General features: G+C 64.8%; 30 protein-coding genes. 9 read left to right on the top strand and 21 right to left on the bottom strand.

Translation table 11 applies throughout. The features are described from left to right. Window positions 1–3: 3 nt before the first annotated feature. The 7 genes from V5734_RS05115 to V5734_RS05085 form a co-directional block, all read right to left on the bottom strand. Entirely contained in the window at window positions 4–810 is an 807-nt protein-coding gene (locus V5734_RS05115) for a lysophospholipid acyltransferase family protein (RefSeq protein WP_347312433.1), read from the bottom strand. Window positions 811–899: 89 nt separating this feature from the next. After that, a complete protein-coding gene (locus V5734_RS05110; protein ID WP_347312432.1) occupies window positions 900–1,169 on the bottom strand; it encodes an HPr family phosphocarrier protein in 270 nt (89 codons plus the stop codon). Next, entirely contained in the window at window positions 1,166–1,567 is a 402-nt protein-coding gene (locus tag V5734_RS05105; protein WP_347312431.1) for a PTS sugar transporter subunit IIA, read from the bottom strand. The genes V5734_RS05110 and V5734_RS05105 overlap by 4 nt, the downstream gene beginning before the upstream one ends. Then, complete coding sequence (rapZ, locus tag V5734_RS05100; protein ID WP_347312430.1) at window positions 1,564–2,463, bottom strand: RNase adapter RapZ; 900 nt, start codon at window positions 2,461–2,463, stop codon at window positions 1,564–1,566. The genes V5734_RS05105 and rapZ overlap by 4 nt, the downstream gene beginning before the upstream one ends. Window positions 2,464–2,489: 26 nt before the next feature. Next, window positions 2,490–2,900 (bottom strand): HPr kinase/phosphorylase, encoded by a 411-nt coding sequence (locus V5734_RS05095; protein WP_347312429.1) that lies wholly within the window; start codon window positions 2,898–2,900, stop codon window positions 2,490–2,492. 20 nt (window positions 2,901–2,920) lie between these two features. Next, a complete protein-coding gene (locus tag V5734_RS05090) occupies window positions 2,921–4,651 on the bottom strand; it encodes a sensor histidine kinase (protein ID WP_347312428.1) in 1,731 nt (576 codons plus the stop codon). Beyond that, a complete protein-coding gene (locus V5734_RS05085) occupies window positions 4,648–5,349 on the bottom strand; it encodes a response regulator transcription factor (RefSeq protein ID WP_347312427.1) in 702 nt (233 codons plus the stop codon). Before V5734_RS05085 ends, V5734_RS05090 begins: the two co-directional genes overlap by 4 nt. A gap of 374 nt (window positions 5,350–5,723) precedes the next feature. On the opposite strand from V5734_RS05085, the gene V5734_RS05080 reads away from it, so the two are divergent. Next, complete coding sequence (locus tag V5734_RS05080; RefSeq protein ID WP_347312426.1) at window positions 5,724–7,322, top strand: phosphoenolpyruvate carboxykinase; 1,599 nt, start codon at window positions 5,724–5,726, stop codon at window positions 7,320–7,322. Between the two features lie 50 nt (window positions 7,323–7,372). Here the strand turns inward: V5734_RS05080 and V5734_RS05075 are convergent, their stop codons facing one another. Next, the gene (locus V5734_RS05075) at window positions 7,373–8,131 is read right to left on the bottom strand and encodes a sulfite exporter TauE/SafE family protein (RefSeq protein ID WP_347312425.1); all 759 of its coding nucleotides are present in this window, start codon (window positions 8,129–8,131) and stop codon (window positions 7,373–7,375) included. Between V5734_RS05075 and V5734_RS05070 the strand changes: the two genes are divergently transcribed. The 3 genes from V5734_RS05070 to V5734_RS05060 all read left to right on the top strand — a co-directional run bounded on the left by V5734_RS05070 (window position 8,130) and on the right by V5734_RS05060 (window position 11,876). Next, window positions 8,130–8,303, top strand: a complete 174-nt coding sequence (locus tag V5734_RS05070) for a hypothetical protein (protein WP_347312424.1) — start codon at window positions 8,130–8,132, stop codon at window positions 8,301–8,303. The two genes, V5734_RS05075 and V5734_RS05070, sit on opposite strands and share 2 nt — an antisense overlap. Next, window positions 8,293–9,966, top strand: a complete 1,674-nt coding sequence (locus V5734_RS05065) for an acyl-CoA dehydrogenase family protein (protein WP_347312423.1) — start codon at window positions 8,293–8,295, stop codon at window positions 9,964–9,966. Before V5734_RS05070 ends, V5734_RS05065 begins: the two co-directional genes overlap by 11 nt. Window positions 9,967–10,223: 257 nt before the next feature. Continuing rightward, window positions 10,224–11,876 carry a PQQ-dependent sugar dehydrogenase gene (locus V5734_RS05060; RefSeq protein WP_347313576.1) on the top strand — a complete coding sequence of 551 codons (1,653 nt, stop codon included), beginning with the start codon at window positions 10,224–10,226 and terminating at the stop codon, window positions 11,874–11,876. 7 nt (window positions 11,877–11,883) lie between these two features. On the opposite strand, the gene V5734_RS05055 is transcribed toward V5734_RS05060, so the two are convergent. Next, window positions 11,884–13,110: an MFS transporter gene (locus V5734_RS05055; protein ID WP_347312422.1), complete on the bottom strand. Its 1,227-nt coding sequence runs from the start codon at window positions 13,108–13,110 to the stop codon at window positions 11,884–11,886. 132 nt (window positions 13,111–13,242) lie between these two features. On the opposite strand from V5734_RS05055, the gene V5734_RS05050 reads away from it, so the two are divergent. Then, entirely contained in the window at window positions 13,243–13,647 is a 405-nt protein-coding gene (locus V5734_RS05050) for an META domain-containing protein (RefSeq protein ID WP_347312421.1), read from the top strand. Here V5734_RS05050 and recO read toward each other — a convergent pair. From recO to folK, 12 genes are all read right to left on the bottom strand, one after another. Further along, window positions 13,638–14,360 (bottom strand): DNA repair protein RecO, encoded by a 723-nt coding sequence (gene recO, locus V5734_RS05045; protein ID WP_347312420.1) that lies wholly within the window; start codon window positions 14,358–14,360, stop codon window positions 13,638–13,640. The two genes, V5734_RS05050 and recO, sit on opposite strands and share 10 nt — an antisense overlap. 137 nt (window positions 14,361–14,497) lie before the next feature. Continuing rightward, window positions 14,498–14,833, bottom strand: coding sequence for a DUF1491 family protein (locus V5734_RS05040; RefSeq protein ID WP_347312419.1), 336 nt, complete (start codon window positions 14,831–14,833; stop codon window positions 14,498–14,500). Between the two features lie 78 nt (window positions 14,834–14,911). After that, the gene (gene era, locus V5734_RS05035) at window positions 14,912–15,835 is read right to left on the bottom strand and encodes a GTPase Era (protein ID WP_347312418.1); all 924 of its coding nucleotides are present in this window, start codon (window positions 15,833–15,835) and stop codon (window positions 14,912–14,914) included. Then, window positions 15,828–16,517 (bottom strand): ribonuclease III, encoded by a 690-nt coding sequence (gene rnc / locus V5734_RS05030; RefSeq protein ID WP_347312417.1) that lies wholly within the window; start codon window positions 16,515–16,517, stop codon window positions 15,828–15,830. The genes era and rnc overlap by 8 nt, the downstream gene beginning before the upstream one ends. Then, entirely contained in the window at window positions 16,514–17,293 is a 780-nt protein-coding gene (gene lepB, locus V5734_RS05025; RefSeq protein WP_347312416.1) for a signal peptidase I, read from the bottom strand. Before lepB ends, rnc begins: the two co-directional genes overlap by 4 nt. Before the next feature lie 57 nt (window positions 17,294–17,350). Next, window positions 17,351–17,761 (bottom strand): holo-ACP synthase, encoded by a 411-nt coding sequence (gene acpS, locus V5734_RS05020; protein ID WP_347312415.1) that lies wholly within the window; start codon window positions 17,759–17,761, stop codon window positions 17,351–17,353. After that, window positions 17,758–18,741: an NADPH:quinone reductase gene (locus tag V5734_RS05015; protein ID WP_347312414.1), complete on the bottom strand. Its 984-nt coding sequence runs from the start codon at window positions 18,739–18,741 to the stop codon at window positions 17,758–17,760. Before V5734_RS05015 ends, acpS begins: the two co-directional genes overlap by 4 nt. After that, window positions 18,738–19,484: a pyridoxine 5'-phosphate synthase gene (locus tag V5734_RS05010; RefSeq protein WP_347312413.1), complete on the bottom strand. Its 747-nt coding sequence runs from the start codon at window positions 19,482–19,484 to the stop codon at window positions 18,738–18,740. The genes V5734_RS05015 and V5734_RS05010 overlap by 4 nt, the downstream gene beginning before the upstream one ends. Window positions 19,485–19,578: 94 nt before the next feature. Further along, entirely contained in the window at window positions 19,579–20,235 is a 657-nt protein-coding gene (locus V5734_RS05005; protein ID WP_347312412.1) for a DUF2062 domain-containing protein, read from the bottom strand. A gap of 21 nt (window positions 20,236–20,256) precedes the next feature. Beyond that, on the bottom strand, window positions 20,257–22,380 hold the full coding sequence (locus tag V5734_RS05000; RefSeq protein ID WP_347312411.1) for a RelA/SpoT family protein: 2,124 nt from the start codon (window positions 22,378–22,380) through the stop codon (window positions 20,257–20,259). 30 nt (window positions 22,381–22,410) lie between these two features. After that, the gene (gene rpoZ / locus V5734_RS04995) at window positions 22,411–22,764 is read right to left on the bottom strand and encodes a DNA-directed RNA polymerase subunit omega (RefSeq protein WP_347312410.1); all 354 of its coding nucleotides are present in this window, start codon (window positions 22,762–22,764) and stop codon (window positions 22,411–22,413) included. A gap of 81 nt (window positions 22,765–22,845) precedes the next feature. Continuing rightward, entirely contained in the window at window positions 22,846–23,487 is a 642-nt protein-coding gene (folK, locus tag V5734_RS04990) for a 2-amino-4-hydroxy-6-hydroxymethyldihydropteridine diphosphokinase (RefSeq protein WP_347312409.1), read from the bottom strand. A gap of 51 nt (window positions 23,488–23,538) precedes the next feature. Here folK and V5734_RS04985 point away from each other — a divergent pair, with 51 nt between their 5' ends. The 4 genes from V5734_RS04985 to V5734_RS04970 are packed head-to-tail and all read left to right on the top strand — an operon-like array spanning window position 23,539 to window position 26,200. Further along, a complete protein-coding gene (locus tag V5734_RS04985; RefSeq protein ID WP_347312408.1) occupies window positions 23,539–24,111 on the top strand; it encodes an NYN domain-containing protein in 573 nt (190 codons plus the stop codon). A 24-nt stretch (window positions 24,112–24,135) separates the two neighbouring features. After that, on the top strand, window positions 24,136–24,576 hold the full coding sequence (locus tag V5734_RS04980; protein ID WP_347312407.1) for a YqaA family protein: 441 nt from the start codon (window positions 24,136–24,138) through the stop codon (window positions 24,574–24,576). Window positions 24,577–24,626: 50 nt separating this feature from the next. Beyond that, the gene (gene ispH, locus V5734_RS04975) at window positions 24,627–25,577 is read left to right on the top strand and encodes a 4-hydroxy-3-methylbut-2-enyl diphosphate reductase (protein WP_347312406.1); all 951 of its coding nucleotides are present in this window, start codon (window positions 24,627–24,629) and stop codon (window positions 25,575–25,577) included. After that, window positions 25,574–26,200 carry a class I SAM-dependent DNA methyltransferase gene (locus V5734_RS04970; RefSeq protein ID WP_347312405.1) on the top strand — a complete coding sequence of 209 codons (627 nt, stop codon included), beginning with the start codon at window positions 25,574–25,576 and terminating at the stop codon, window positions 26,198–26,200. Before ispH ends, V5734_RS04970 begins: the two co-directional genes overlap by 4 nt. The last annotated feature ends 8 nt before the right edge of the window (window positions 26,201–26,208 follow it).

Below are 26,208 nucleotides of genomic sequence, written 5' to 3'. Positions count from 1 at the left end.
GCCTCAGCCCGTCAGGGCCAGCGTGGTCTGACGCAGCCAGGCCAGAAGGCCACGCGGATCCGACGACCAGCGCCGCAATTCCTCGGGCGGAATGGGGTGCCCGATCACCGGCGATTGGGGCTTGTTGAGCGCCCGGTAGATCTCATGCAGCAGCAATCCCTGGCGGAATGTCGCGGAAAGCTTGTCGGCGACGTGATAGAGCCGGGTGTTCTGGCCGGGAAAGAAGATCGGCAATACGGTCGCGCCCGACCGCATCACCATCTTCGCGGTGAACGGATTCCATTCCGGTTCCACCGCACGTCCGAAGAAGCCCCTGGTCGTCGCGACCTTGCCGGCGGGAAAGAGGATGATCACGCCGCCCGCCTTCAGATGCGACATGCAGATGTTGCGCATCTCGAGGCTCTGTTCGCGGGCATTGTCCTCATGCGGGAACGGCACGGGCAACATGTGCTCCTCGATCTCGGGGATTCCGGTCAGGAGAGAGCGCGTGAGGATCTTGTAGTCGGTGCGGACCCGGCCGATCAGGTCACCCATGACCAAGCCGTCGACGAGTCCGTGCGGATGGTTCGCCACGACGACAAGCGGACCTTCCCTGGGTATGCGCGCGATCTGGTCCTCCGGCGTCAGGACGTCGATTCCCATCGTCGCGACCGCCTTGGTGAAGAAAACCTGCCCTGTCGGCACGCCCGTCCGCTCGAAATCGCGGATCAGCCTCAGAAGCGGGAGCTTTCCGGACATCCACTCGACGGTACGGATCGTGCCCGCCTTCACCGGGTTCTTGAACGTCCCGGCATAGGACAGCCGCCGCATCTCATATGGCTTGGATACGGGCTCGCTTCGGTCAGTCTCGGTTCCGTCGTGCAAAATCCGGGGGTCCTCCCATCACGGTCCCGGCTGGCTCAGTAGTCTTCCCCGAACCGGTTGGCAACAAGCGCGGCCAATGCATCGGCGAGTTTTGCCGCCTCGTTTCCGCTTGTCGTAACGTCAATCACCGTGCCCTTCGATGCCGCGAGCATCAGAAGGCCCATGATCGAATCCCCCGAAACGCTCATCCCGTCGCGCCCGACCTCCGCCGAGGCGTCGTATGCCTCGACCACTTCGACGAACTTCGCGGAGGCACGGGCATGGAGCCCCTTTTCGTTGATGATCTTCAAAGACCGCGCCGTCATTGGCTACCCTGACCCGAACCCACATAACAGTTTATGTACTTGCGCCCGGCGTCGAGCGCGGAGCCGGCAGCCTCCGGCACCGGCAGGTGCCGCGATTTGGCGAGCTTGATCAGCATGGGCAGGTTGGCACCGTAGAGAATCTGGCGGTCATTGCTCTCACAGGCGCAGAGCGAAAGATTGGACGGCGAGCCACCGAACATGTCGGTAACGACGACAACGCCATCCCCGGTGTCGACGGCATCGGCCGCGGCACGGATTTCGGCCTGTTTGGCAGCGCGGTCGTGATCTTCCTCGATCGCGATCGCGCGGATGCCCTCTTGTTTGCCCACGACGTGCTCGACGGCGGAAAGATATTCCCGCGCCAGACCACCATGTGCGACGATCACGATCCCGATCACGCCCTGTCACCTTGCAAAGTGCCGGACGCCCCACCCGCCCGTCGTTCCAGTTCCCGGTGCCTCTTAGACACCTGCCAACCCGCCTCCGCAAGCGCATTGGCCATCTTTTCCGCTACGGCAACCGAGCGGTGTTGCCCTCCGGTACAACCGAAACCGATGGCCAGATGGCTTTTCCCTTCCTCGACATGCGCGGGAAGCAGCATGAGGAGGAGGTCACGGGTGCGGGCGAAGAACTCGTCGAAACGCGGATCGCTTGCGACATACTCCTCCACGGCCGGCGCCCGGCCGTCGAGCGCGCGCAGCTCCGGTTCCCAGTGCGGATTCTTGAGGAACCGGCAATCGAACATCATGTCGACCCCGCGCGGCACCCCGCGTTTGTAGGAAAAACTGTGGACCGAGACGGCGAGCCGCGGGTCCGGTCCCTCGCCGAACCAGCGGCCGACCTCCGCCTTTAGGTCGTGGGGCGAAAGATCGGACGTGTCGATCAACACTTCGGCCCGCGCGCGGATTGGCACCAACAGATCTATCTCGCTCGCCACGCCTTCTGCCGGCGTATCGGCGCCGGTCAGCGGATGCCGCCGGCGGGTTTCACCGAAGCGGCGGATCAGTTCCTCGGGCCGGCAGTCCAGATAGAGGACTTCCGGCGCCACCTCGGGCAGACGCGTCAAACGGTCGATAAGCTCGATCAAAGCCGTGGCGGAGAAATCCCGGTTCCGGACATCGATGCCGAGCGCCACGGGCCGCGCCAGCGGCGGACCGTCGAGCAGGCGCGGGATGAGACTGAAAGGCAGATTGTCGATGACCTCGTAGCCCAGATCTTCGAGCGCGTGGATCGCGGTCGAACGGCCGGCGCCCGAAGGCCCGGTCACCAGCACCACCCGCTGACCGCTCTGCATGCGTCCATTCCCCAAATCCATCTCCGTCATGCTGCCCGTCCCGCTTTAAGATATTGCAGGATTGCGGCTGGAAAATGGGGGCTCTCGACCCTGTGAAGCAAGGGCAGATCGACGCCAAGTACGGTGTGGATGCGCCAAGGTGGCAGGCGGTCGGCCTCCAGATGGGCGAGGTCGACGGCAAGCACGACCCGCGCGACCCGCACCGGCTCTGCCGTCAGAAGCCCGACAGCGCGCGCCTCGATCCGCCCGCGGATCGCTTCGGGAGCGGTTGCGATGAGAATGCCGTCGCGCGCGGCAACGGCGGTGCGGTCGTCACTCACGAGACGGCAGCCATAGGCCATGAGCTGCAGGGCGAGGCCTGACTTCCCGCTCCCCGAAGGCCCGAGGATCAGCACCCCCCGACCGCCCAGACAGACACATCCGGCGTGAAGGATCATGCCCTTCGCGCCGCCCGCGCTCACACCGGCAAGCCCACGACGAAGCGGGCGCCAAGGGGTTCGGAGGTGATGTCGGCGTCCGTCGGCCGGATGTTCTCGGCCCAGATGACACCGCCATGTGCTTCGACGATCTGTTTCGAGATGGCGAGGCCAAGGCCGGAATGCTCGCCGAACTGGCCTTCGGGCCGTTCGGAGTAGAAGCGCTTGAAGATCTTCGTTAGGGCCTGGTCGGGAATGCCCGGCCCGGTATCTTCGACCACGACGAGCACGCGGTTCTCGCGTTTCCTTGCCCAGACCCGGACCGCGTCCCCATCCTGGCAGAACGACACCGCGTTGGTGATGAGGTTCACGAAGACCTGCGCCAGCCGGCCTTCGAGCCCGGTGATGACGATCGGTTCGGGCGGCAGGTCGGAGATGAAGTCGACACCTTTCGCCTTCGCCTCCTCGCCGAGATATTCGGTGATGTTGGTGAGCATCTTGAGGAGGTTGAAGGTCTCCTCCTCTTCCTTGACCAGTTCGCTGTCGAGGCGGGAGGCATTCGAGATGTCGCTTACCAGACGGTCGAGCCGGCGCACGTCGTGGTCGATGACGTTCAGAAGCTTGTCGCGCTGGTCTTCGCGTTTGGCGACGCGCAGCGTGCCGACCGCCGACCGCAAGGACGCAAGCGGGTTCTTGATCTCATGCGCCACGTCGGCGGCGAACTGTTCGTTCGACTCGATCCGCTCGTAAAGCGCCGCCACCATGCCGCGCATCGCGCCGGACAGGCGGCCGATTTCGTCCGGACGGGCCGTCAGATCGGGGATGCGGACGCGGCTGGGAGACATCTTGCGGGCGTTCTTGTCGCGGCCAAGCTCGGCCGCGGCGGCAAGATCGGAGAGCGGGTTGGCGATGGTCGAGGCCAGGACCAGGCTGAGGCCGATCGAAACGATGATCGCGATGACGAACATCTGCAGGACCTGCTCGCGCTCGACCCTGACGAGTTGGTCGATCTCTCCGGCGATGGAGGTGATGGCGGCAACCCCGATCACCTGTCCGTCGTGGCGTATCGGCGTGACGACGGTGAACAGCGCCTCGCCCGCGACGTCGCGGCCGGTGCGGATCTGGGTCTCGCCCGCGAGCGCGCCGGGAACGAGATCGCGCGCAAGCTCCTCACCGCCATAGATCGGGTCCTGCGCGCTTTGTGGGGCGAGAAGTCCGGCGATACCTTCCCAGACCGAATTCAGGATGTCCGTGATCAGGGTCGAGCGGCGGTCGCGCTGCAATCCGGCAACCGTCTCGCGTTCGGGCCGCTCCATGCCGACCGTCGATACGACGAGGTTTTCCCGCGTGTCGAAGACGAAAAGCTCGGCGCCGTCCGGCAATTCGATGCCTTGAGCCGTGCGCAATGCATCGATCCCGTCGCCGGTAGCGAGGTTCACCGGGCTTCCCTGCGGCAGCTGCGCCTCGAAGACATCCGCGACCAGCTGCGCCTCGGCGACAAGGCCGCTTTCGCGCTGAAGGACGAGACTGTCGCGGAACGGGTTCAGGTAAAGAACCCCCGCAACGAGGACAATCATCGCCATGAGGTTGAAGGTGATGATCTTGCGCGCCAGCGGCGAGCGGTTCAGCGAAATGAAGCCCCGCCGCTCGCGTCCGGCCTTCAGCTCGGATTCCACGAACCCTTCAGGCGCGGTCCAGTCCTCGCCGAGGACGACATCCGCGCGGCGGGACTCAGTTTGGTCGCGCAAATCGATCCTCGACGCCAGTGTCATTCTTCGTTGTAACGATACCCAATTCCATAAAGCGTCTCGATCGCGGTGAAGTCGTCATCGACGGTCCGCATCTTTTTCCGAAGCCGCTTGATATGGCTGTCGATCGTGCGGTCGTCGACATAGACCTGATCGTCATAAGCGACATCCATGAGCTGGTCGCGGCTTTTCACAAATCCCGGCCGCTGCGCCAGAGCCTGGAGCAGCAGGAATTCCGTCACCGTCAAGGCGACGTCCTTGCCCTTCCACGTCACCGAATGGCGCAGAGGGTCCATCGTCAGCGACCCCCGCGTCATGATCTTGGTTTCCTCGGTGGTCGCGACCTCGCCGCTGGCGATGGCTTCCTGGCGGCGCAGCAGCGCCCGGATCCGTTCGACCAGAAGTCTTTGAGAAAAGGGCTTCTTAACGTAGTCGTCGGCGCCCATCCGAAGGCCGAGAACCTCGTCGATCTCGTCGTCCTTCGAAGTCAGGAAGATCACCGGCATGGAGGTCTTCTGGCGAAGCCGCTGCAACAGTTCCATCCCGTCCATGCGCGGCATCTTGATATCCAGAACGGCCATGTCCGGCAGACGCTTGTTGAAGGCGTCCAGCGCGGCCTGGCCATCATTGTAGGTTTCGACTTCGTATCCCTCCGCCTCAAGCGTCATGGATACGGACGTCAGGATGTTCCTGTCGTCATCGACGAGCGCGATCCTCGACATGTTCGGCTTCCTCGTTCTGCTCTTGTTTGCCTTGATTTTTCACACATAGTCCAATTTCCCCGCGTCAGAAGCAACTGATAAGTGCGAATCACTCCGCCGACCCGAATCAGAAGCATCGAAAATTGCGAAGCTTTGACTAATTTGCCTCACTTCCGACGATCGTTGCGGTTTCGCCGCCGGGTTTGTCGGCATGGTTGCGCTAAACCGGCAATGGTGGCGCTAACCGCGACAGAGCCTTCTATTCCAAGATTCTGGCGGCATGATATAGGGGCCGTGCCGGCCCCGGTGCGGGGGCACGGACGGCGTCCCGCGCAGTCGGGGCGGTGCATTTGAACCCTTGAGGAGCCGCGGACCGCGGCATCGGGAGCATGAATATGACGAATGGACGGGTGAACCCTTCGCAGCGCTTGGAAGATCAGGGTATCGCAGGGCCGGCTCACGTCTCTTACAACCTCAATGAGGCCGCATTGGTGGAAGCTGCCATCAAGCGCGGCGAGGGCACGCTGGGCCAGGGCGGGGCTTTCCTGGTTTCGACGGGCAAGCACACGGGCCGTTCGCCGAAAGACAAATTCGTTGTCCGCACACCGTCGGTCGAAGACACGATCTGGTGGGAAAACAACGCGCCTATGGCCCCCGAGGCCTTTGATCGGCTCCATGCGGACATGCTGGCGCACATGAAGGGCGGCGACTATTTCGTGCAGGATCTTTTTGCCGGCGCCGATCCCGAACACCGTCTGGACGTGCGCGTGGTGACCGAACTGGCCTGGCACGGTCTTTTCATCCGCCATCTGCTGCGCCGACCCGAGCGGGCGGAACTTGATGATTTCATTCCCGAATTCACCATCATCAACTGCCCGTCGTTCAAGGCCGACCCTGAGCGTCACGGCTGCCGTTCGGAAACCGTGATCGCCCTCAACTTCGAAAAGAAGCTGATCCTGATCGGAAATACCGCCTATGCGGGCGAGAACAAAAAATCGGTCTTCACCCTCCTGAACTACATCCTGCCGGGCAAGGGCGTGATGGCGATGCATTGCTCGGCCAACCACGCGATCGGCGACCCCGACGACGCGGCCGTTTTCTTCGGCCTTTCGGGCACCGGCAAGACGACGCTGTCGGCCGACCCCTCGCGCACGCTCATCGGCGATGACGAGCACGGCTGGTCCGAGAAGGGCACCTTCAACTTCGAGGGCGGCTGCTACGCCAAGACGATCAACCTGTCGGAAGAGGCCGAGCCGGAGATCTACGCGACCTGCTCGATGTTCGGAACCGTGGTCGAGAACATGGTCTACGACGCCGAGACGCTGGAACTGGACTTCACGGACAACTCGATCACCGACAACATGCGCTGCGCCTATCCGCTCGAAGCGATCTCGAACGCCTCGGAGACCAGCCTCGGCGGGCATCCGAAGAACGTGATCATGCTGACCTGCGACGCCTATGGCGTGCTGCCGCCGATCGCGCGTCTGACGCCGGCACAGGCGATGTACCACTTCCTGTCGGGCTTCACCTCGAAGACCCCGGGGACCGAGGTCGGCGTGGTCGAGCCGATCCCGACCTTCTCCACCTGCTTTGGCGCGCCTTTCATGCCGCGCCGGCCCGAGGTCTATGGCAAGCTCCTGCAACAGAAGATCCGCGACCACGGCGCGACCTGCTGGCTCGTCAACACGGGCTGGACCGGCGGCGCCTACGGCTCGGGCTCGCGCATGCCAATCCGCTCCACCCGGATCCTGCTGACGGCCGCGCTTGACGGGTCTCTCGCCAACGCGACGTTCCGCAAAGACCCGAACTTCGGCTTCGACGTGCCCGTCTCGGTTCCCGATGTCGCTGACGTGCTCCTCGATCCGCGCCGGACCTGGGAGGACGAGGCGGCCTATGACGTGCAGGCCAGGAAGCTCGTGAACATGTTCGCCGACAACTTCGCGCCGTACGTGCCCTATATCGACGACGACGTCCGCGCGGCCGCGATCGGCTGAGGCCAGCATGGCGATTTCGGACAGGGCCGCCTTCGGGCGGCCCTTTTTGTTCAGAGCGTCAGCGCCCGACGCACGAGGTTGAAGCCCGTCAGAACGAGAAGGATCAGCGTCCAGCGGCGGAAGCGGGCAGCGTCGAGCCGGTCCTGCATCCTGAAACCGGCCCATAGGCCAAGCGTCGCCGGCACAACCATGAGCGCAGAAAGAGGCAGGCTCTGCGCGTTCAGGACGCCCGAGTTCAGGTGCGCCGCCGTCAGCACCACCGCGCCGATCAGGAAGACGACGCCCTGCACACGCACCGTCTCGCGCTTCTCGGCGCCGATCGAGATCAGGTAGATGATGAGCGGCGGCCCCCAGATGCCGGAGATACCGCCATAGAGCCCGCCGATGACGCCGAGCACCGTTTCCACCCGCGCACGATGGTCGATGTGAATGGCAAGGCTGCGGCCGGAGAGCTGCCAGAGGGCGAAAGCGAGGATCGGCGCCCCGAGAAGGAAATACATGAGCGACTGAGGAATCACGGTCACGAATTGCGCCGAGATGATCAGGAAGATCACCACCATCGCGATGTGGCGCCGGTAGACGACCACGCTGCCCCAGGCGGCGCGCCAGCCCTGCCGGAAGGCCTGGGCGACGTTCGTCACCAGCGTCGGCAGGATGACGAGCGCGAGCGCAGTTTCCTTCGGCAGGAACGACCCGAAGGCCGAGATCATGATCATCGGCATGGCGAAGCCTACCGCGCCCTTGACGAAGCCGGAAAACAGCGTCACCGCCGCCGCCAGAACGATCTCCCAGGTCTCCAGTCCGAACATGCTGCACCCTTTTGGGCCGGTCATAGACGCTTCGCCGGGCGAGGGGCAGGGCGAAAATCGCGGCGACATTTTTGTTCCGGCGGCGCTACGTAAACGAATTAATATTGCGCTGCATGTGCAAAATCGCTACGACGATGCGACCGCAGAAAAGGAGCCGATTCATGGCGCATGATGGGGCTGAGATGCCGAATTCCGTGATCCTTCCCGACCTTCTTTCGCTGACTCAGGCGGCGCTTGCTCCGGTCGATGCGCTTCTGGCCAATGCGCAATCCTCGCTGCGGACCGCGGTTGACACGGGCGGCAAGGTTTCGGGCGCGGCGCTGGAGACGCGGCAATTCGAGGCGCATGCGCTCTCATGGCTCGCCACCTATGTCGAATCGCTCCGTCAACTGCACGGCTGGGCCGGCCGTATCGCCGAGGCGGGTGCGCTCGGCGAGATGGAGCAACTGATCCTCCAGATCGGCTTCGGCGAATACCTGTCGCAGATCGCCGGCGGCATCCCGATGAGCCAGGGCGAGGTCGCGCGGCTTTCCGACCTTGGCCTGTCCTGGGCGCCCGATGGCGCGGCGGCGCAGCTCATCGGCGGAGGGAACATCCCGGCGGCGCGGGCGCGGCTTGTCGCGCTGATGCGCGAAAACCACGGGCGCGCGACCGTCGGGGCGACGGGGCTCGACGATGACCTCGAGATGATCCGCGACCAGTTCCGCCGCTATGCGGAGGAGCGCGTCGTGCCGAACGCCCACGACTGGCACCTGAAGGACGAGCTGATCCCGATGGCAGTCATCGAGGAACTCGCCGAGCTCGGCGTCTTCGGCCTGACGATCCCCGAGGAATTCGGCGGGCTCGGCCTGTCGAAGGCCTCGATGGTCGTTGTCAGCGAGGAGCTGTCGCGGGGCTATATCGGCGTGGGGTCGCTCGGGACGCGCAGCGAGATCGCGGCGGAACTGATCCTCTGCGGCGGCACGCCGGAGCAGAAGGCGCAGTGGCTGCCGAAGCTCGCAAGTGGTGAGATCCTGCCGACAGCGGTCTTTACCGAGCCCAACACCGGATCGGACCTCGGCAGCTTGCGCACCCGCGCCGTGAAGGTGGGCGACGACTGGGAGATCACCGGGAACAAGACCTGGATCACCCATGCCGCGCGCACCCATGTGATGACACTCCTCGCGCGGACCGATCCGTCGACGACCGATTATCGCGGCCTTTCGATGTTCCTGGCCGAGAAAACGCCGGGCACCGACGAAGACCCGTTCCCCACGCCCGGCATGACCGGCGGCGAGATCGAGGTGCTGGGCTACCGGGGAATGAAGGAATATGAGCTTGGCTTCGACGGCTTCAGGGTGAAGGGCGGGAACCTGCTGGGCGGCGTCGAGGGGCAAGGCTTCAAGCAGCTCATGCAGACCTTCGAGAGCGCCCGCATCCAGACCGCGGCGCGCGCCATCGGCGTGGCGCAGTCGGCGCTTGAGGTCGGCATGAAATACGCCGAGGACCGCAAGCAGTTCGGCAAGTCGCTGATCGAGTTCCCCCGCGTCTCGGGCAAGCTGGCCATGATGGCGGTCGAGATCATGATCGCCCGGCAGCTGACCTATCACAGCGCCTGGCAGAAGGACCACGACAAGCGCTGCGACCTCGAGGCCGGCATGGCGAAGCTGCTGGGCGCCCGTGTTGCCTGGGCGGCGGCGGACAATGCGCTGCAGATCCACGGCGGCAACGGCTTCGCACTCGAATACCAGATCAGCCGGATCCTCTGCGACGCGCGCATCCTCAATATCTTCGAGGGTGCGGCCGAGATCCAGGCGCAGGTCATCGCGCGCCGTCTGCTCGACAGCGGGAACTGATCGTCGTTCCATCCCGGCGTCGCGAATTTTTTTTCGGCGCCGGGACTGACCTGTATCAAGACCCTGACAGGAACCGGCCCCCATCCTTCCCGGCAGGGTCGGGCAGGATCGAATCCCGCAACAGAATGTTGCCAAATGAAGGTTTGACCTGACCATCCCGATTTCATCACCCTTGTCCCGGGGAACGTGCCGGGCTGATGTGGGGTTTGGCAATGTCGGGAAAGCGATCAAGATCGCGGTGGCTCGCGTTGAGCCTCATGACGGGCGGCGTGTTGCTGTTCGGGTTCGTCGCGGGCATCTCTGCAGAATTTCTGATCGAACCCTCGGCCATCATCCGTCGGGCCGCGCTCAAGATCGCGCCGCCACCGCCGCCGGAGCCGGTGACCGACCCCGATGTCGAAAGCATCTTCCTGACCTTTCACCGCGAAACCATTCAGGTTCCGATCACCCGCTACGGGCGCGGCGGCGGCCTTACCGTCGTCGACGACACCGCCGTTCTTGCGACGATCGACGGCAAGCTTTTCCTCGCAAGCGCGCCCGATGACGTGCGTCCGCTGTCGATCGGCGTTCCCGATTACGGCTTCGAGGCCTACCGCGACTTCGCCAAGGATCCCGCCAACAGCGACTACCATTTCGAGCTTTGGGCCTATCGCTACTTCGATATCCTTGCCTATCAAATGAACGGCGGCAGCCACCTTGCCCTGTCCTTCATCCGCTTCGAACCTGAGCGGCGCTGTTTTCACACCATCGTCTCGGTCCTCGACATCCCGTCCACCGCGCCCGAACTCGCCGCGTTCACGGCAACGGCAGACGATTGGCACACCGCTTACGTCACCGAGCCTTGCCTGCCTCTGAAGAAGAAGGAGAGCGCGATCGAGGTGCAGATTGGCGGCGGTCGCATGGCCTACGATGGAAACGGTCGGCTTTACCTCGGCAGCGGCGACTTCCATATCGACGGCGTCTTTTCGGAGATGCCGGCCATCGCGCAGGATCCGGCCTACGATTACGGCAAGGTGATCGAGATCGACCTCGTCACGGGCGAGAACCGGCAGATCGCGCAAGGATTGCGCAACATGCAGGGCATTACGTTCGACGCCGAGGGGCAGCTCTGGACGGTTGAACACGGGCTGAGGGGCGGGGACGAACTCAACCTGATCGAGGATGGCAAGGATTACGGCTGGCCACACGAGAGCCTCGGCACTCTCTATAACCGCCTGCCGATCCCGAGCACGCTGTCCTACGGCCGTCACGACAGGTTTGAGCCGCCCATCTACGCCTTCCTGCCCTCGGTGGCTATTTCCAGCCTCGAACTCCTGCACGGCTTCAATCCGGCCTGGGATGGAGACATCCTGATGGGCACGCTCAAGGACCAGTCGCTCTACCGCTTCCGCATCGTCGACCGCCGGGTCATGTTCGCCGAGCGGATCCCGATCGGCGAACGCATCCGGGCGGCGCGGCAGCTGGATGAAGACCGGCTGGTTCTTTTCACCGACGACAACGAGTTGGTGTTCCTGACCGAGACCCCGAACGGGCAGGCGATGAGCTTCCTCAGTGCCTATCTCGACCAGCCGACCCTCGACGCCCATGTCCGGGAGCGGCTGGAATCGAACCTCAACACCTGTCTCAAATGCCACTCGCTCGATCCCGATGTGAACGACTTCGCGCCGAGCCTCGCCACCATTGTGGGCTCGCGGATCGGCGGCACGCGCTACGCCAGCTATTCGGACTGGATGCGGGCACAGGAAACGACGTGGACCACCGACCGGCTGGCGACCTTTCTGGAGGCGCCGGAGGTGGCCGCGCCCGGGACGACGATGCCCGATCCGGGAATCCATGATCCGGGCGAGATCGGAGCGGTGGTGGAGTTCCTCGCCGCGATGTCGTCGCCGCTCAACCCGGCGGCCGAGTAGGAGCGTATCAGGCGGGCTGGTCCGACCTTGGCCCGCGCTTCTCGCCCATCCTCGGATGCATGAGGCCGGCAACCGCCGTCATGGCCGCGAGCCCCGCCGCACAGGCGAGGAATACCCCGGATATGGGCGACACGATGAGAACCAGCCAGGCGACGCCGGGCGTGAGGATGCCCGAGACGTCGCGGAAGCTTGAATAGACCGCCGACATCTCCGTCCGTTCCGCTGGACGCACCGACATGAGAAACGGCAGCCCCCCGAACGTGTCGAGCATGACAAGGAAGACCGAGCCTGTGAGGAGCGCGATCACCGCGATGGGCGGCCAGAACTGGCCGAGGCCGGCTGCAAGAAAACAACCGGCACAGGCCGCGAACGAGATCTGCACGGCGCGTCGCAATCCCCGCCTCTGCATCCAGCGCAGCATGAAGGGGGCGAGCAGCAACATTGCGTTCGAGAACGAGAAAGCGACCGAAGCCACCCGGTCGCCAAGCCCCGCTTCGATGCAGAAGATCGGCAGGTAGACCACGTAAACCCACCACCCCGCGGAGCGCAGGACCGCGAAAAGCCAGCCGGCGATGAGCCTTGGCTGACGAAAGAACCGGCCGAGATAGGCCAACGGGTTCGGCGCCGGCGCCCGCGCCCGCGTGATCAGTTTTCCGTTGCCGAGCCTCAGCGCCCAGAACGTGGCCAGCAGCATCAAAGCGAAGGCCATCGCCAGGAGGAACGGCAGCGGTTCCCAGTATTTCCAAAGGAACACCCCGAGCATCGGCCCGACCGCCCATGAGATCGCACTGTAGAGAAGCTTCAGAGTCTCGTTCTTTCCCAGTTCGTGCCGGGCGATGTAGTCCATGATGTAGGCATTGGTGCAGATGAAGACCGTCACGGTGGCGAGACTGTTCATCGCCATCGCCACCGGCGTCAGCACCGGCCCGCCCCGTATCGCGAGAAGCGAGCCCGCGATGTAGAAGCCGACCCCGAGCGTGTAGACCCAGCGGCGCGGCACGAAGCGGCTTGTCCACGGTACCATCAGCCCCCAGCTGAGCGACGCGACTCCGACGACGAAATAGAGCAGGCTCACATGCGCGGCGTTCTCGCCGAGCGCCCGGTACATGACGAGCGGCCAGACCGAGATCAGGATGCCGCGTAGCGACGCTTCGATCCCGGCAAGGATTGCGAAGCCCTTGACGCCTGGTGTCGGCGCATGGCGCAGGAATTCGGGGATGTTACGACTGAGCATCTGGCCTCCGCTCCCGAGAAATGACCGCGCGCGAATCCAAGTCGCGACGGTTTCCGACCCCGTTTGTCGCAACGGGACGCCGGCGGCGGTTTTCCCTTGAATGCGACTGGCCGGCATGGTCGGATAGGTGCCATGCGCCGCATCGCCCCGCTCGCCGCTGCCCTCTCCACGACCGTCGCGCTCAGCGCCTGCGCAGGCGACGAGACGCTACGGGGCTTTGTGCCGGAAGGCTCGGTCTGGCGTTTGACCGAGATCGACGGCACCGCCTTCGCCGCGCGGGCGACGATCCGTTTTCCCGCGCCGGGAAAGATCGCGGGCGATGCGCCCTGCAACCGGTACAGCGGCAATCAGACCGCACCCTATCCCTGGTTCCGGGCTGAACGGATTCTGTCGACAAAGCGCGCCTGCGCCGATCTTTCGGCCGAACAGCTTTTCTTCACCGCACTCGGTCGCGTGACATTGGCAGAGGTGCAGGGCGACGTTCTGATCCTCTCCTCCCCGGACGGGCCGGTGATGGTCTTCACGATTCAGCCCTGACGGGCCACCATCGCGGCAAAGCGCCGGCGCGCCTCTGGAAGGGGGCGCGTACCGAGGTCGGGAAACAGCCGGTGTTCGAGGAAATACCCGGTCGTGGTCATCCCGGCGGCAAGTTCGACCGGGTCCGCCGGTCCCTGGCCGAGCAGGCAGGGCGGCAGCGGCAGCAGCCGGTCCGCCCATTGACCCGCCGCGCCCCGCGCTACCGCGCGGCCGGATTTCGGACTGACATAGGCGAGGTCCTCCCGGCTGCCGGTGACGGCGCAGGAGGTAAGGTCGAGCCCGTAGCCAAGCTCTTCGAGAAGCATCAACTCCCAGCGGAGATAGGCCAGAACCCATGCAGTCGGCGCCCCGAGAGAATCGAGAAGGCCCACCGTGGCCGTGTAGAGGCCGGGATGCGGTTCGCGTTCCGGGAGGGTCGCGTGCAAGAGCGCGCAGACCGAGTTGAGCGCCGCAAGCGCCAGCCGGTCGGACAGGACGCCGGCGCGGGAGCGCAGGGGCTCCACCGTGAAGGTACCAATATGATCGTCGAGCCTGGCCCGCCAGGTCAGGTCGAGCTGCGCGCCCGGCTGCAGAAGCGGCGCGACTTTCCGCGACGCCCCGCCCCGGACGACGCCGGCATGGCGTCCATGCGCCGCGGTGAAGACCTCGACGATCGCCGACGTCTCCCCGTGTTGTCGCACCGTCAGAAGTGCGCCTTCGTCCCGCCAGTCCATGCCCCTAACCCTCGTACCGGTCGAACTATCCCCGCCACCGGCGAGATTGTCCATCGCCGGACGGGGGCGCCGCCCCCGGGCCGCCGGGCGAAGCCCGGCGACCTCCCCCGAGGTATTTCGGGCAAGATGAAAGGGGATCAGTCGGAAAGTCCGTCCTCGTCGAGAAGCGTCCGACCTTCGCGGCTTTCGATCTCGATCACCCAGAGGTCGGGGTCGGTCCGCCGCTGGCGCAGGATCGCCGCGTCAACATCGGCCTCCGCCCCCTCGGAGAGGACCACCCAGGCGCGTGCGCCGGTCGTCAGGTCGAAACTCCGCTGGAAGAGCCGCGCGTGTCCGTCGAGTGTCGCGAGTTTCACCAGCACCGCGCCCGCCGTCGGATCGCCCTTTGCGGTCACGTATGCCGGGATATGCGCCGCCTGGAGCCGGGCGAGATAGGCGCGGACCCAGAAATCGGCGGTCAGGCGCGCACTCATCTCCCAGCCCTTTCACCTTGGCGGAAAATACCTCCGCCGGATGCCCCCGCAAACGCCGGCGCCGGGACGGGCAGCGCCTCAGTCGCCATCCTTGAAGTCGAGCCCCATCTCGGAATAGCGCTCCTTCTCCTCCAGCCAGTTCGGCCGCACCTTGACCTGAAGGAAAAGATGCACCGGCCGTCCGAGGAACTCCGCGAGTTCCGCCCGCGCCGCCTGGCCCACCGCCTTGATCGTGTCGCCCTTGTGGCCGAGGACGATGCCCTTGTGGCCATCCCGGGCGACATAGACAAGCTGGTCGATGCGCACGGACCCGTCGGGCTTATCCTCCCAGCGTTCGGTCTCCACCGTCAGCTGGTAGGGCAACTCCTCGTGCAGCCTCAGCGTCAGCTTCTCGCGGGTGATCTCGGCCGCGATCATCCTGAGCGGCAGGTCGGCGATCTGGTCCTCGGGATAGAACCAGGGGCCTTCAGGGAGTTCCTCGCCAAGCCAGGTCTTGAGGTCCTCCACCCCATGGCCGCGTTCGGCCGAGATCATGAAGGTCTTTTCGAACGGATAGGCCTCGTTCAGCTCGGCCGAAAGCGCCAGAAGCGCCTCGGCCTTGACCCGGTCGATCTTGTTGATGGCGAGCGCGACGCGCTGCCCCTCCCCGATCCGTTCCTTCAGCGCGGCGAGGATGGCTTCCACCCCCGGCGTCAGACCGCGATGCGCCTCGACCAGAAGGACGACGATATCGGCATCCGCCGCGCCGCCCCAGGCGGCAGCGACCATCGCCCGGTCGAGCCGCCGGCGCGGCCGGAAAAGACCCGGCGTATCGACGAAGACGATCTGCGCCGCCCCTTCCATCGCGATGCCGCGGATCCGGGCGCGCGTCGTCTGCACCTTGTGGGTGACGATCGAGACCTTGGCCCCGACCATCCGGTTGAGGAGCGTCGACTTGCCCGCGTTCGGCTCGCCAATCAGCGCCACGAATCCGGCGCGGGTCTTTCCTTCGGCCTCAGCCATTCGATTTCTCCATCCGCGCCAGAAGCGCCTTTGCCGCCGCCTGTTCGGCCTGGCGTTTGGCCCCGGCCTTCGCGGTTTCCGCCTCGCCGGTCGCCAGCCGGACCTCGATGGTGAAGACCGGCTGGTGGTCGGGGCCTTCACGCATGCGTTCGGTATAATCCGGCGGCGGCAGTCCGCGCGCCTGTGCCCATTCCTGAAGCGCGGTCTTGGCGTCGCGGGCATCGGCCTCGACCGCGCCGATGCGCTTTCCCCAAAGCCGCAGGATCACACCGCGCGCCGCCTCGAATCCGCCATCGAGATAGACGGCCGCGATCACGGCCTCCATCGCGTCGCCGAGAAGCGCATCCTTGCGGCGGCCGCCCGACATCATCTCGGACCGGCCGAGTTTCAGGACATCGCCAAGCGCGATCTCTCGCGCGACGGCGGCGCAGGTTTCCTTGCGCACCAATGTATTGAAGCGGGGGGCAAGCTGGCCTTCGGAGGCGCCCTTGTCGGCGGCCAGCAGCGCCTCGGCCATCACGAGGCCAAGAACCCGGTCGCCAAGGAATTCCAGCCGCTGGTTGTCGGGCCGCGTGGCCGTGGCGATGGAGGCATGGGTGACAGCGCGCACCAGAAGGTCGGGGCGCGCGAAGTCATGCCCGATCCGGGCCGAGAAGGCCTGAAGGTCGGCGCCGAGCTTCACTCCACCGCCTTGAAGAAGCGGTCGGACCGCCAGGTCCAGAAGAAGAAGAGCGAGCGGCCGGCCGAGGAGAACATGATCCGGTCGGCGCGGCCGATCAGGTATTCCGCCGGCAGCATGCCCACCCCGCCCGAGGAGACCGCGAAACGGCTGTCCTGGCTGTTGTCGCGGTTGTCGCCCATGAAGAAGTAGTGCCCCTCGGGCACGGTATAGAGCGGGGTGTTGTCGGCCGGGACATTGGCGATGTTCAGGATGTCGTGCCTCACACCGTTCGGCAGCGTCTCGATCTTGCGTTCCTTCACGCAGGCGCCGCCGACCCCGACCGGATCGTTGGCGCAGCGCGGCATGTTGCGCTGGGAGCCTTGCGGGGCCTTGATCTCTTCGAAGAGGCCGCCATCCTCCTGCGGCACCGGCTGACCGTTCAGGAAGAGCACGCCCTCCTTCACCTGTACCGTATCGCCGGGAAGGCCGATCAGCCGCTTGATGAAATCGGAACCGTTGGCCGGGTGGCGGAAGACCACGACGTCGCCGCGCTCGGGCTCCGACCCGAAAAGGCGGCCGCTGATCGGGCAGGCGGAGAACGGGCAGGAATAACGCGAATAGCCGTAGGCCATCTTGTTGACGAAGAGGAAATCCCCGATCAGCAGCGTGTCTTTCATCGACCCCGAAGGGATCCAGAACGGCTGGTAAAAGAGAGTGCGGAAGACGCCCGCGATCAAGAGCGCATAAACCACCGTCTTGATCGTCTCGACGATCCCGTCCTTCGCCGTCGTGGCCATGTTGATCCCTGCCCCTGCTCGCTCTTTGGCGCTACATGCTCGCCCGAAGCCGGGGAGTCAAGTTGCGCGGGGGATCGGTCGGGCTTCGATCACCACGAAAGCCTGCGCCCAGGGGTGATCGTCGGTGAGCGTGACATGGACGATGGCCTCGTGCCCCTCGGGCGTCATCGCCGCCAGCCGCTCCGCCGCCCAGCCGGTCAGATGCATGACGGGCTGGCCGGTGCGGAGGTTGGAGACCGCCATGTCCTTCCAGGAAATCCCCATTCGCAACCCGGTGCCCAGCGCCTTCGAGCACGCCTCCTTCGCCGCCCAGCGCTTCGCATAGGTGCCGGCCGCATCCTTGCGCCGTTCGGCCTTGCGCTGTTCGACCTCGGTGAAAACCCGATTGCGAAAGCGGTCGCCGAAGCGGTCGATCGTGGCGGCGATCCGCTCGATATTAGCAAGGTCGGTGCCGATGCCGAGGATCATCGGCTCAGGTCCAAGACCACGGTGCCGAGCTTCTCACCGGCCTCCACGATGCGGTGGGCACTTGCGCAGTCGGCCAGCGTTCCGCCCGGCACGACGGCGTGGCTGAGGGCGCCCGCCTCCAGCCATTCCGTCAGCTGCGCTTCGCCGCGCCTGTGGGTCTCAGGATCAAGCTGGTAGACGATCAGCATCCGAAGCGTCACGTTGCGGAACATGAAACCGTAGAATTCAAGTTCCGGCTTCATCTTCGAGGCCGACGCGTAGGAAGCGACCACCCCGCCCGGCTTGAGGATCGCCAGTGATGCCTGCTGGTTCGCCGCGAAGTCGACCTCGACGATCCGGTCCACGCCCGCGCCGCCGGTCAGATCCATCACCGCCGCCGCCACATCGGTTTCGCGGTAGTTGATCCAGTCTTCTGCGGTGGAATGTGCAGTCTTTTCGGGCGACGAGACGGTCGTGATCACGCGCGCGCCGCCGAGCCGGGCCATCTGGCAGGCGTAGCGACCAACGGTGCCGGCCCCGCCGGTCACCAGAACGGTTTTCCCGGCGATGGGGCCATCCGCGAAGAGGGCATACCATGCCGTCATTGCCGGGATGCCGAGACAGGCGGCCTCGGCAAAGCTGGTACCATCGGGCAGGCGCACGGCCTGCGCGGAGGGCAGCGCGATCAGTTCCGCCGCCGTGCCGAAGGGGCGCTGCCACTGGCCGTTCCAGATCCAGACACGCTCTCCGACCCTCGCCGCGTCAACACCGGCGCCAACCGCCTCGATGACACCCGCGCCGTCGGAATGCGGCACAATGCGAGGCCATGCCATAACGGCACCTGCGCGGGCACCCGCCCGCAATTTGACGTCCGAAGGGTTCACGCCAGAGGCACGAAGTCGTACCAGAACCTCACCCGGACCCGGCGTGGGGTCGGGCAGATCGCCGAAGGTCAGGACGTCATCGGCGGGGCCGAACCCCTCGTACCAGACCGCCTTCATGGGTTCGTGCGCGCGGCGTCCATCAGGCGGCGCATCTCTTGGATCGCTGGCTTGAGACCGGTGAAGATCGCCTCGCCGATCAGGAAATGGCCGATATTGAGTTCCCGCACCTCGGGAAAGGCCGCGACCGGGCCGACCGTATCATATGTCAGGCCGTGGCCGGCATGCACCTCGAGCCCGAGGGAGTGTGCGAAGGCCGACATCTCGCGCAGCCGTGCAAGCTCGGCATCGCGTTCGGTAAATTTTCCTTCCGCGTGAAGATCGCAGTACGCCCCGGTGTGAAGTTCCACCACCGCAGCGCCGATGCGGGCGGCCGCCTCGATCTGGGCAGCATCGGCGGCGATGAAGATCGAGACACGACAGCCGACCTCGGCCAAGGGCGCGATGAAATGCGCAAGCCGGTTCTCCTCACGCGCCACTTCAAGCCCACCTTCGGTCGTCCGCTCCTCACGCTTTTCCGGCACGATACAGACGGCATGGGGTCGGTGGCGAAGCGCGATCTTCTGCATCTCCTCAGTCGCCGCCATTTCAAAATTCAGCGGCAAGGTCAGAGCCGCCATCAACCGTTCGATATCGTCGTCAGTGATGTGGCGGCGGTCTTCGCGCAAATGCGCGGTGATTCCATCAGCACCCGCCGCTTCAGCCAGTTTGGCCGCCCTGACCGGGTCAGGATAAGCGGAGCCACGAGCGTTCCGCACCGTCGCCACGTGGTCGATATTCACACCGAGCCTGAGATCGTCCAAGGGGTTAACTCCGTTCTGTCGTCGGTCCGCCCGAGATTAAAGGGCCACGGCCGGATCCGTGAAGGGCGAAATCGTCACGGGTACAATTGCGGCCTCAGCCCTTTTCACGGGCCTGCTCATTACGTGCGTGAAGCCGTGCCCTGAGTTTTTCGAAGCGGTCTTTCAACCGCTTCCGGCGGTGCTTCTGATAGGCCGCGATCACCGGCGCCGAAAGGTAGTAGGACAGCACCCCGGCGATGATCCCGGGCAGGAATCCTCCCACGAGGTAGGGCAGAAAGACCTCGTTCCAGAAGTTGTAGAGATTGACCCACTGCGTCGTCTCATCGGTGAACAGCGCGAAGAAGTTGTGCTTCAGGTCATGGCCTGCGCCAACGAACTTGCCGAAGAGCGTCGCGTGCTGGCTTTCGTCGAAACTCGTCCCGAGGATCAGGTGCCCGAGCTTCATCGAGGTGAAGGCGATGATCGGGAAGGTCACCGGGTTTCCGAAAAACGTGCCGAGGAGCGACGCGAGGATGTTGCCGCGCACGACCTTCGCCGAGATCATCGCGGAAATGAAATGCAGCCCGAAGAGCGGCGTGAAGCTGATGAAGACGCCGGCACCGACGCCACGGGCGATCCGGTGCGGATCATCCGGCAGCCGCCGGATGCGGTGCTTGACGTAGTGGAACGCGCGCGTCCAGCCGCCGCGCGGCCAGAAGGCCTCGGCCAACATTTGCAGATAGGTCCGCGGGTTACGCCGCTTGAAGACCACGTCGCGTTCCCTTCCCGCCCGTCAGGGCTTGCGGCTGAGGTCGCGGTAACGCTCAACCTGTGCCACGTCGCTTTCCGCCTCAAGGGCGGTCAGCACCATATGGAGATGCTCCGCATCCCGGACATCAACTTCCACGATAAGACGGTAAAAATCCGGCTTTCGGTCGACGAAAGTAAGGTCGGAGATATTGGCCTTCTGTTCGCCGATCAAGGTGCATATCCGCCCCAGAACCCCGGCATCGTTGGTGATGGTCATGTTGAGGCTGACCGTGTGAACCGGCGCATGCCGGCCTGAATGCCAGTGCAGGTCGACCCAGCGGGCCGGCTGTTCCTCGAATTCCGCGAGGGCCGGGCAGTCGATCGCATGCACGACCACGCCCTGACCGCGATAGGTGATCCCGACGATGCGTTCGCCCGGCACCGGCTGGCAGCAATTCGCGCGCCGGAACGATTGGTCGGCCGTCAGGCCGACAACCGACCGGCGGTGATCCACCTCCTCGACCGATTGCTGTGTCGCAAGCTCGGGGTAGATCGCCTCGATCACCTCGCGCGCCGTCAACTCGGCGCTGCCCAACCGCGCAAGGACTTCGGTCTCGTCACTGAGGCCGAGCGTCTTCGCGGCGGTCCTGAGCGCCTTGTCCGAAACCTTGCGGCCGACATGTTCGAAGGCCACCCGCGCCAGCTCCTGGCCGAGCTTGACGAAGCGCTCGCGGTCCTCCTCGCGCAGGGACCGGCGGATGGCCGATTTCGCCCGGCCGGTGACGACGATGTCGATCCAGGTCGCCTGCGGGCGCTGCCCGGTCGCGGTGATGACCTCGACCGACTGGCCGTTCTTGAGGCGGGTCCAGAGCGGCACCCGGATGCCGTCGACCTTGGCGCCGACACATGAATTCCCGATCCGGGTGTGGATCGAATAGGCAAAGTCGATCGGCGTCGCCCCTTTCGGCAGCTGCACCACATCGCCCTTGGGCGTGAAGCAGAAGACCTGGTCCGAATACATTTCGAGCTTCACGTTCTCGAGGAACTCGTCATGATCGTCGGCGGTATCGAAGCGTTCGGTCAGCGTCGCGATCCATTTCGCCGGATCGACGGCGAAGGGGTTCTGGGCGCGTTCGCCATCGCGGTAGGACCAGTGCGCGGCAACGCCGGCTTCGGCGACCTCGTGCATCTGCCGGGTGCGGATCTGCACTTCAACCCGCTTGCCGTCCCGGCCCGACACGGTTGTATGGATCGAGCGGTATCCGTTCGACTTCGGCTGGCTGATATAATCCTTGAACCGCCCCGGCACCGCCCGCCACCGGCGGTGGATCGCGCCAAGAATGCGGTAGCAATCCGATTCCGTCCGGCAGATGACGCGGAACCCGTAGATGTCGGACAGCCGCGAGAACGCCAGCTGCTTTTCCTGCATCTTGCGCCAGATCGAATAGGGCTTCTTGGCGCGGCCCCAGACGTCGGCGTCGATCCCTTCCTTCTCAAGCTCGGTGCGGATATCGGCGGTGATCTTGTGGATCACGTCGCCGGTTTCCTTTTGCAACGTGATGTAGCGCCGGATGATCGAGGCGCGCGCCTCGGGGTTGATCACCCGGAACGACAGATCCTCCAGTTCCTCGCGCATCCACTGCATGCCCATGCGGCCGGCGAGCGGCGCAAAGATATCCATCGTCTCGCGCGCCTTCCTGACCTGCTTTTCCATCGGCAGCGACTTGATCGTGCGCATGTTGTGAAGCCGGTCGGCAAGCTTGACGAGGATCACCCGCAGATCCTTCGACATCGCCATGAAGAGCTTGCGGAAATTCTCCGACTGCTTGGTCTCGGTCGAAGAAAGCTGAAGATTGGTGAGCTTGGTGACACCATCGACCAGTTCCGCCACCTCGTCGCCGAACTGGGCGGCAATCTCGGTATAGGTGGACTTGGTGTCCTCGATCGTGTCGTGCAAAAGCGCGGTGATGATCGACGCGTCGTCGAGCCGCTGCTCGGTCAGGATCGCGGCGACGGCGACGGGATGGGTAAAGTAAGCCTCGCCCGAATGACGTTTCTGACCCTCGTGCATCCGGCGGCCATAGTCGTAGGCTTTCCGTATCAGGTCTTCATTCGTGCGGGGATTATAGTTGCGGACCAGTGCGATCAGGTCTTCGACGTCGATCATTCCGGTCCGCGCGCCTCGGTGTTCGTGGGCTTAACCCTGGCCCTGAGCTTCCATCAGCGCCCGGAGCAGCTTCTCTTCCGACATGTCGTCGTCCTGCGGGCGGTCGACCTCGGCCCCCATCAGAAGCGCCATCGCGTCGTCCTCGGGCTCATCGACCTCGATCTGGGTCTGGTTGCTCTCGATCATGCGCTCGCGCAGATCGGCAGCGGCCTGTGTCTCGTCGGCGATCTCGCGGAGCGAGACGACGGGGTTCTTGTCGTTGTCGCGGTCGATGGTCAGCGGAGAGCCGGCCGCGATCTCGCGTGCACGATGGGCGGCAAGCATCACCAGCTCGAACCGGTTCGGAACCTTGTCAACGCAGTCTTCGACCGTCACGCGGGCCATCGGCGAACTCCAATCGGCTTGGGAGATATGGAACCCGCTATTTAGGCCCTTGGAAATCCCTTGACAAGCGGGGATTCTCCGTCAAATCGGGCAAATCGCCGCTTTGTCGGCCTCGGGAAGCGCTTCGAGCATCTTCGCGACGCTGCGCCCGGTAACGGGATGGCGCCAGCCGGGGGCGATCTCGGCCAAGGGAATCAGCACGAAGGCGCGGTCCTGAAGCCGCGGATGCGGCAGGATCAGGCGATCGGGCGTCTCGACGGACTGGCGAGCGGGAGGCAGCGTCCTCCAGTGCTCCTCGGTCGCCGGATCGGGCAGAACCGCATCGCCAAACGCGACGAGATCGAGGTCGAGCGTCCGCGCACCCCAGCGGAGGTCGCGCTTCCGCGCGAAACGCGCCTCGATCGCATGCAGGCCGGAGAGCATGGCGGACGCATCGAGATCGGTCGCGACCAAAGCCGCCGCATTGACGAAGTCGGGCCCTGATCCAGGTGGATAGGCCGGGGTGCGGAAAAATCGCGATACCGAAACGATCCCGCCGATATCTTGCGAAATTGCGCGTAATGCGGCAACAAGAGTGGCTGCGGAATCGCCTTCCGGCGACGGCTGGTTGCCGCCTAAAGCGACGGCTGCTAGCCTGTTCTTTCGGACAGATTCCCAAAGCTGTGGCAATTTGCGTATTCCTGTATACTCTCGCCTGACTGTCGGGTGCTTTAGTTTGTCCACCCAAACACTGAAAGAAGCATTCGGCAGAACATTTTTTGAAAGGAACCATTAATGTTCTACAAGGACGAACGGCTTGCGCTGTTCATCGACGGGTCGAATCTCTACGCAGCTGCGAAGGCGCTCGGATTCGATATAGACTACAAGCTCCTTCGGCAGGAGTTCGAGCGGCGCGGCAAGTTGCTGCGGGCATTCTACTACACTGCGCTGCTGGAAAACGACGACTATTCGCCGATCAGACCGCTCGTCGACTGGCTGCATTACAACGGCTATTCGATGGTCACGAAACCGGCCAAGGAATACACCGACAGTCAGGGCCGGCGTAAGGTCAAGGGCAACATGGACATCGAGCTGACGGTCGACGCCATGGAACTGGCGCCGAGGGTCGATCACATCGTCCTGTTCTCCGGTGACGGGGATTTCCGGCCACTGGTCGAGAGCCTTCAGCGGCAGGGCGTGCGCGTTTCGGTCGTCTCGACCATCCGTTCGCAGCCGCCGATGATCGCCGACGAACTCCGACGCCAGGCCGACAATTTCATCGAGCTTGACGCCCTTCGCGACGTGATCGGCCGACCGCCGCGCGAGCCGCGCTTCGACCGCGAAGAAGAGACGGCCGGCGGGAACTGACCGACAGGTGAACGCGGCGCCGGCATGACAGAGGCCCTGTCGCTCCTCGGGCTCTTCTTGGCGGCGTTCGGCGCCGCCACTCTCTTGCCCTTCCAATCCGAAGTCTTCTTCGTCGCGGTTCAGGCCGGGGCGCTGAGCGGCCTGCCGCTGATCGTAGCCGTGGCGTCTGTCGGCAACACACTCGGCTCGGCGGTGAACTACGCGCTCGGCCGCTGGGTCGAGCGCTTCCGCGACCGGCACTGGTTCCCGGTTCGCCCGGCACAGCTTGCGCGCGCGCAGGTCTGGTATGCCCGCTACGGCGTCTGGACCCTGCTGCTCAGCTGGGCGCCGCTTGGCGACGCTTTCACGATGGTAGCGGGAATGATGCGCACCCCGCCCTGGCTCTTTCTCGGCCTCGTCGCGCTGGCCAAGACCGGCCGCTACCTCGCGCTGGCGTGGGTGACGGCCGGCCTGCTCGGGGACTAGACGCCCGCGGCCCGACGGCTTACAGCATTCCACGCAGACAGGAGAACGCGATGGATCGGCCCCGCCTCATCCTCTATCTCGCCGCCCCGCGCGGCTTCTGCGCCGGCGTCGACCGCGCGATCAAGATCGTCGAGATGGCGATCCAGAAGTGGGGGGCGCCGGTCTATGTCCGCCACGAGATCGTGCACAACAAGTTCGTGGTGGACGGGTTGCGCGAAAAGGGCGCCGTCTTCGTCGAGGAGTTGGACGAATGCCCCTCCGACCGGCCGGTGATCTTCTCGGCCCACGGTGTGCCGAAGGCCGTGCCGGCCGAGGCCGCGCGGCGCGAGATGGTCTATGTCGATGCGACCTGTCCGTTGGTCTCCAAGGTGCATATCGAGGCCGAAAGGCACCACGAGAACGGCCTGCAAATGGTGATGATCGGCCATGCCGGTCACCCCGAAACGCTCGGCACGATGGGGCAATTGCCGGAGGGCGAGGTGCTTCTGGTCGAAACGGTCGCCGATGTCGCGGAGATCAGTCCGCGCGATCCCTCGAAGCTCGCCTTCATCACCCAGACCACGCTGTCGGTGGACGATACCGCCGATATCGTCGCGGCACTCAAGGCGCGCTTTCCGGCCATCGTCGGCCCGCACAAGGAAGATATCTGTTACGCGACGACGAACCGTCAGGAGGCGGTAAAGGCCGTTGCCCCGAAGATAGACGCGCTCCTGGTGATCGGAGCACCGAATTCGTCGAACTCCAAACGCCTGGTGGAAGTCGGGCAGGCGGCAGGCTGCGCCTATGCCCAGCTTGTCCAGCGCGCGGACGATATCGACTGGCGCGCCCTCGGCGCCGCGAAGGCAGTCGGTGTGACCGCAGGCGCCTCGGCCCCCGAGATCCTCGTGAACGAGGTGATCGACGCCTTCCGCGCCCGGTTCGACGTGACGCTGGAACTGGTGGAGACGGCCCTGGAGAATGTCGAATTCAAGGTGCCGCGCGTCCTGAGGGAACCGGCGTGAGCGCGGATGCCCGCACGATCGCCGTCTACGACGCGAAGGCGCCGGATTACGATGACCGCTTCCGGACCGTGAAGCCCGACCGACACCTTCGCGCCTTCGTCGAGGCGCTGCCGCAGGGCGCGCATGTCCTCGACCTCGGCTGCGGGCCGGCCAATGCCTCGGCGTTCCTGCGCGCGGCCGGGATGGTGCCCGACCCGGTCGATGCCTCGCCCGCGATGGTCGCACTCGCCAACCAGCGTCACGGGGTCGGCGCCCGGCTCGGCACTTTCGACGATATTGACGCGGTCGGGGCCTATGACGGCGTCTGGGCGAATTTCTCGCTCCTCCACGCGGCCCGAGCCGACCTGCCGCGCCATCTCGCGGCATTGCACCGGGCGCTGAAAGCCGGCGGGCTTTTCCATATCGGCATGAAGACCGGAACCGGCGAGGCGCGCGACGCGCTTGACCGCTTTTATACCTATGTCGGTCGCGAAGAACTTCTGGGCCTGCTCGAAGCGGCAGGGTTCACCGTTATCTTCGAGGCGGAGGGGACGGAGGTTGGGCTGGCCGGAACGTCCGATCCGTTCCTGATCCTCCGCGCCCGCGCCTGCGCGGCGGTTGACCGCGCTGGCTCTGGCACCTAGACCGGGCT

It is taken from the genome of Defluviimonas sp. SAOS-178_SWC, assembly GCF_039830135.1.
GTDB lineage: Bacteria > Pseudomonadota > Alphaproteobacteria > Rhodobacterales > Rhodobacteraceae > Albidovulum.
Note: the sequence above shows the minus strand (reverse complement) of the source record. Positions and strands in the feature narration are given on the sequence as shown.

Bases quoted from the DNA above. Each gene is read 5' to 3' on its own strand.
- rpoZ (WP_347312410.1), bottom strand. From the start codon at position 22,764: ATGGCCCGCGTGACGGTCGAAGACTGCGTTGACAAGGTTCCGAACCGG.
- V5734_RS05040 (WP_347312419.1), bottom strand. From the start codon at position 14,833: ATGAGTGCGCGCCTGACCGCCGATTTCTGGGTCCGCGCCTATCTCGCC.
- V5734_RS05115 (WP_347312433.1), bottom strand. From the start codon at position 810: ATGCGGCGGCTGTCCTATGCCGGGACGTTCAAGAACCCGGTGAAGGCG.
- V5734_RS04985 (WP_347312408.1), top strand. From the start codon at position 23,539: ATGTTCTACAAGGACGAACGGCTTGCGCTGTTCATCGACGGGTCGAAT.
- V5734_RS05085 (WP_347312427.1), bottom strand. From the start codon at position 5,349: ATGTCGAGGATCGCGCTCGTCGATGACGACAGGAACATCCTGACGTCC.
- V5734_RS05060 (WP_347313576.1), top strand. From the start codon at position 10,224: ATGACGGGCGGCGTGTTGCTGTTCGGGTTCGTCGCGGGCATCTCTGCA.
- V5734_RS05080 (WP_347312426.1), top strand. From the start codon at position 5,724: ATGACGAATGGACGGGTGAACCCTTCGCAGCGCTTGGAAGATCAGGGT.
- ispH (WP_347312406.1), top strand. From the start codon at position 24,627: ATGGATCGGCCCCGCCTCATCCTCTATCTCGCCGCCCCGCGCGGCTTC.
- V5734_RS05000 (WP_347312411.1), bottom strand. From the start codon at position 22,380: ATGATCGACGTCGAAGACCTGATCGCACTGGTCCGCAACTATAATCCC.
- lepB (WP_347312416.1), bottom strand. From the start codon at position 17,293: ATGGCCACGACGGCGAAGGACGGGATCGTCGAGACGATCAAGACGGTG.
- V5734_RS05050 (WP_347312421.1), top strand. From the start codon at position 13,243: ATGCGCCGCATCGCCCCGCTCGCCGCTGCCCTCTCCACGACCGTCGCG.
- recO (WP_347312420.1), bottom strand. From the start codon at position 14,360: ATGGACTGGCGGGACGAAGGCGCACTTCTGACGGTGCGACAACACGGG.
- V5734_RS05095 (WP_347312429.1), bottom strand. From the start codon at position 2,900: ATGATCCTTCACGCCGGATGTGTCTGTCTGGGCGGTCGGGGGGTGCTG.
- V5734_RS05110 (WP_347312432.1), bottom strand. From the start codon at position 1,169: ATGACGGCGCGGTCTTTGAAGATCATCAACGAAAAGGGGCTCCATGCC.
- rapZ (WP_347312430.1), bottom strand. From the start codon at position 2,463: ATGCAGAGCGGTCAGCGGGTGGTGCTGGTGACCGGGCCTTCGGGCGCC.
- V5734_RS05075 (WP_347312425.1), bottom strand. From the start codon at position 8,131: ATGTTCGGACTGGAGACCTGGGAGATCGTTCTGGCGGCGGCGGTGACG.
- era (WP_347312418.1), bottom strand. From the start codon at position 15,835: ATGGCTGAGGCCGAAGGAAAGACCCGCGCCGGATTCGTGGCGCTGATT.
- V5734_RS05070 (WP_347312424.1), top strand. From the start codon at position 8,130: ATGCTGCACCCTTTTGGGCCGGTCATAGACGCTTCGCCGGGCGAGGGG.
- V5734_RS05055 (WP_347312422.1), bottom strand. From the start codon at position 13,110: ATGCTCAGTCGTAACATCCCCGAATTCCTGCGCCATGCGCCGACACCA.
- V5734_RS05015 (WP_347312414.1), bottom strand. From the start codon at position 18,741: ATGAAGGCGGTCTGGTACGAGGGGTTCGGCCCCGCCGATGACGTCCTG.
- V5734_RS05065 (WP_347312423.1), top strand. From the start codon at position 8,293: ATGGCGCATGATGGGGCTGAGATGCCGAATTCCGTGATCCTTCCCGAC.
- V5734_RS05090 (WP_347312428.1), bottom strand. From the start codon at position 4,651: ATGACACTGGCGTCGAGGATCGATTTGCGCGACCAAACTGAGTCCCGC.
- V5734_RS04980 (WP_347312407.1), top strand. From the start codon at position 24,136: ATGACAGAGGCCCTGTCGCTCCTCGGGCTCTTCTTGGCGGCGTTCGGC.
- acpS (WP_347312415.1), bottom strand. From the start codon at position 17,761: ATGATCCTCGGCATCGGCACCGACCTTGCTAATATCGAGCGGATCGCC.